This is a genomic window from Phenylobacterium sp. 58.2.17 (assembly GCF_026411515.1).
In the GTDB taxonomy this organism is placed as follows: domain Bacteria; phylum Pseudomonadota; class Alphaproteobacteria; order Caulobacterales; family Caulobacteraceae; genus Phenylobacterium.
In genome coordinates this window covers 1-4,147 of record NZ_JAPMTQ010000089.1, presented here as the reverse complement: position 1 = coordinate 4,147, position 4,147 = coordinate 1, and the positions used below count along the sequence as shown (strand labels likewise).

Genomic DNA, 4,147 nt, shown 5'->3' with positions numbered 1-4,147 from the left:
AAACCCACCACCCCAAAACCCAGATCATGAGGATAGTCTCGTGGGCTCGTATTTGTTTATAAGAGACAGGACCGCGGCGGCGGCGGGGAGGGCGGCCAGCTGCGGCTCCGGCGGTTCGGGCGGGGCGGGAGCTTCGGCGCCGGCGAGCCGGGCGCGGGCGCGGGCGAAGCGCGGATCGTCATTGGCCGGATCGTCGATCCAGCTCTCGCCGTGCTCGCCCAGCCAGTAGCGGACCTGCCGGCGCGAGACCGCCAGCATCGGGCGCAGCAGGAAGACGCCGCGGCCCTGCGGCCAGGCCGGCGAGGGCGCCCATTCGCGCGGCGAGGGGGTGGTCGAGCCCTCGGCGCGCATGGCGGCCGCCTCGGCCAGGTCGCTGGCGGTGTGGCCCATCAGGATGACGGACGCTCCGATCGCACGGGCGGCGTCGGCCAGCAGCCGGTGGCGGGCCGCGCGGGCGGCGGCCGGCAGGCCCTGGGCGGGCTTCTCGCCGGTCCATGACAGCGGGTGGAAGCCGGCGTCCAGCCGCCCAGCGAGCGCGGCGCAGTCGGCGGTCCAGCCGGCGCTGTCGGGATTGAGACCATGATCGACGGTGAGGATCGCCAGCCGGCGGCCGCGGGCCTGGGCCCAGTCGGCGGCGATCAGGGTCAGGGCGCGGGAATCCCCGCCGCCCGAGAGAGCGACGGCGATCGGCGCGGCGGAGCCGGGGTCGAGCCGGCGGTCGAGGACGGCGCCGACGACCGCGGCGAGGTCGTTCAGCCCGAGCACTTGGCCTGGGTGCGGGCCTGGGCCGCGCGGGTCTGCACGGTGGTCGAGGCCTTGGGGTAGCGCCGGGCCAGTTCGGCCAGGGTCTGGCAGGCGTCGGCCGGCTTCTTGAGGGCGATCAGGGCGCGCGAGAGTTCCAGCACCGCGTCGGGCGCCCAGCTGGTCTGCGGCCAGCCGCGGATGGCGGCGATGTAGGAGCCGGCGGCGTCGGCGTGGGCGCCGCGGGCGGTCAGGGTCTTGCCCAGCCAGTAGCGGGCCTCGGGCGCCTTGGCGCTGTCGCCATAGGCCGAGACGTAGTCGCGGAAGCCGGCCTCGGCGACGGCGTAGTCGCCGGCCAGCATCGCCTGGCGCGACTGGCTGAAGGCCTCGCCGGCCGACAGGCCCGCGCTTGGGGCCGGGCCGCCGGCCAGGCCGCCGTCCGTGGGCGCAGAGCCGGTCGCTGCCAGCGCCCCGCTCTCAAGATTGGCGATGCGGTCGGACAGCGACTTGTTCTCGGCGCGCAGGGCTTCGGCCTCGCGCTTGGCGAGCTCGGCCTGGCGGCCGGCGTTCTCCAGGTCGCCGGTCATCCGGGTCATGGTCTGTTCCATGTCGGCCAGGCGGCGGCTGACCTCCTGGAGCTGGTAGTCGGTCTCGGCTGGCTGCACGACGACCGGCTTTCCGGTGTCGCGGCCCTGGAAGACGATCGAGCGCAGCTCGCGCATCACCTGTTCCATGCGGTCGAGGCGGCGGGCGTCGCGGGCGTCCAGCGGATCCATCGGGACCTGGGCCACGGCGGTGGAGGCGATCAGGGCGAGGGCGAGCGGCAGGGCGAGACGGGCAAGCTTCATAGTCGACATCATCTGCAGGAACGGACGGCCAAAATGGGGCTGTTCGGTGGAAGGCGTAAAGTAGAGCGCAAATGCAAAGAGGGGACCCGAAGGCCCCCTCCCGCAAACGTTCAGCAACGTCGCTTACTGAGCGCCCGAGGTGATCGCCGTGTGGGCGTTCCGGTTGCGCTGGTAGGCTTCCTCGTTGGCGCCGGCGTCGATCGGCTTTTCCTTGCCGTACGAAACCGTCGAGATCCGCGACGGCTGGACGCCGCGCTGGACCAGGTACTCGCGCACCGAGTTGGCGCGGCGCGAGCCGAGGGCGAGGTTGTATTCACGGGTGCCGCGTTCGTCGGCGTTGCCTTCGATGCGGATCTGGACGTTCGGATAGCGCACCAGCCAGGCGGCCTGGGCGTCGAGCAGCGGGCCGGCGTCGGCGCGCACGCTGTAGCTGTCGAGGTCGAAATAGACGCGGTCGCCGACGTTGACCGTGAAGTCCTGCACCGAGCCGGGGATCACCGACGAGGTCGGCGGCGGCGCGGGGGCCGGCTCCGGGGCGGGCGCAGGGGCCGGCGCGGGCGTCGGTTCCGGCGCGGGGGCCGGCTTCGGGCGCGAGGCGCAGGCCGTGACCGAGATGGCGGCGGCTGCAACCAGGCTCAGTCGCAGGGCGTGCTTGATACTGAAGCTTTGCACGTTTGCTTCTCCAATTAATAAGTTACGACGACGGCGGTCCCCACAGCCAGTTCCTCGTTCTACCCGGCTTTGCCATGGGCGGACATTTCAAAAGTCCGTTGGGGGGGAATTTGAACCTGATAACACTGGTTAATTCAGCAACGGCGACCAGGCGGGGTCGGACCCGGAGCCCGGATAGGGCGCGGCGCGCTCGATCCGGCCGGTGACGTCCACGGTCCACAGGCGCGGGGCGCCGCCGGGGGTTTCGCGGCTGAACATCAGCACCCGGCCGTTGGGCGCCCAGGTCGGGCCCTCGTCGAGATAGCTGGTGGTCAGGATGCGCTCGTCCGAGCCGTCGGGTTTCATGATGCCGATGTGGAACTGGCCGCCGGTCTGCTTGGTGAAGGCGATGTACTCGCCGGTCGGGCTCCAGACCGGGGTGGTGTAGCGTCCAGATCCGAAGGAGATGCGCCGCGCGCCGCCGCCGCTGGTGTCCATGATGTAGAGCTGGGCGCTGCCGCCGCGGTCGGAATTGTAGACGATGCGCGAGCCGTCCGGTGAGAACGACGGCGAGGTCTCGATCGACGGATCGGAGGTCAGGCGGCCGGTCGAGCGGCTGCGCAGGTCCATCACGTAGATGTCGGTGTTGCCGGCCCGTTCGACCGAGAAGGCGACGCGGCCGCCGTCCGGCGAGAAGCGCGGGGCGAAGACCATGCCCGGGAAGTTGCCGAGGGTCTCACGGCGGCCGCTCTCCAGGTTGAACAGGTAGATCGACGAGCCCTCCGGCCGCAGGGCCATGTAGGTGATCTCCTGGCTGGTCGAGGAGAACCGCGGGGTCATGACGATGTAGGAGCCGTCGGTCAGGTAGGACGGGTTGGCGCCGTCCTGGTCCATGATCGCCAGCTGCTTGCGGCGGTTCAGGCGGTCGCCGCTCTCGGAGACGAACACCACGCGGGTGTCGAAATAGCCCTTCTCGCCGGTCAGGCGCTCATAGACCGCGTCCGAGATCTTGTGCGCCACGCGCCGCCAGTTGTCGGGGGTGGAGGTGAACTGCAGGCCGAGCAGCTGCTGTTCGGAATAGACGTCCCAGAGCCGGAAGTTGACGGTCAGCCGGCCGCCTTCGACAGTCACCTGGCCGTTCACCAGCGCCTGGGCGTTGAGCACCTTCCAGTCGGGGAAGCGCGGCTGGACGTTGACGTCCAGAGTCTTCTCGATGTGCGCGGCCGGCGGGATCGGGGCGAACAGGCCCGAGCGCTCCAGGTTGCCGGTGATGACCTGGGCGATCTCGGCGCCCTGCTGGCCGCCGAAGGCCGGAATGGCGATGGGCAGCGGCTTGACGTCGCCGCGGTTGATGTCGACCTCGATCTGGGCGCGGGCGGGCGCAGTGGCCGCCACCGACGTAAGGAGCGCGGCGAATACGGCCAGGGCCAGGGTCCTTAGGCGCATGGGGCGGTTCTCCTTGTTCACGAACAGGCCTCACTGGTCTTGAAGTTCAGGTCGAAGCGCTGGCCGTAGAGCGAGCGGGGCAGCCGGGTGAACGGGGCGGCCGCATAGACCGCGCGGATCGCCCGTTCGGCCGCGGCCTTGACCACCGGATCGGCGGAATTCTCGGCGCCGTGCGCGCCGACCTGGCCGACGACCTGGCCGCCGCCGCCGAGGGTGAACGACACCTTCAGACGCACATCGCGGCCGCCCTCGACGTTGCAGTTAGGGTTCCAGCGCTTCTGAATCTCATCGCTCATGCCGGCGATCGCGGCGGCGGCTTGGCCCGAGCCGAGGTCGGGCCGCGCCGCAGGCGCAGTCGCCTGGCGCGCCGGACCCTTGGCGGCCGACGAGCGTTGGGCGCCCGGGAGGCTGTCTCTTATACACATCTGACGCTGCCGACGAACCGGAAGGTGTGTAGATCT

At 70.6% G+C, this 4,147-nt stretch carries 4 protein-coding genes and 1 pseudogene; all 5 read right to left on the bottom strand.

Going from position 1 to position 4,147, the window contains the following annotated elements; genetic code table 11:
• Positions 1 to 24 precede the first annotated feature (24 nt).
• On the bottom strand, positions 25 to 765 hold the full coding sequence (gene tilS / locus OUA97_RS23060) for a tRNA lysidine(34) synthetase TilS (RefSeq protein ID WP_267234424.1): 741 nt from the start codon (positions 763 to 765) through the stop codon (positions 25 to 27).
• The gene (gene ybgF, locus OUA97_RS23055) at positions 753 to 1,589 is read right to left on the bottom strand and encodes a tol-pal system protein YbgF (protein WP_267234423.1); all 837 of its coding nucleotides are present in this window, start codon (positions 1,587 to 1,589) and stop codon (positions 753 to 755) included. The genes tilS and ybgF overlap by 13 nt, the downstream gene beginning before the upstream one ends.
• A 123-nt stretch (positions 1,590 to 1,712) precedes the next feature.
• Complete coding sequence (pal, locus tag OUA97_RS23050; protein WP_267234422.1) at positions 1,713 to 2,261, bottom strand: peptidoglycan-associated lipoprotein Pal; 549 nt, start codon at positions 2,259 to 2,261, stop codon at positions 1,713 to 1,715.
• 129 nt (positions 2,262 to 2,390) lie between these two features.
• The gene (tolB, locus tag OUA97_RS23045) at positions 2,391 to 3,686 is read right to left on the bottom strand and encodes a Tol-Pal system beta propeller repeat protein TolB (protein WP_416362455.1); all 1,296 of its coding nucleotides are present in this window, start codon (positions 3,684 to 3,686) and stop codon (positions 2,391 to 2,393) included.
• Positions 3,687 to 3,703: 17 nt separating this feature from the next.
• Positions 3,704 to 4,147, bottom strand: a pseudogene (locus OUA97_RS23040) (energy transducer TonB); the annotation flags it as partial.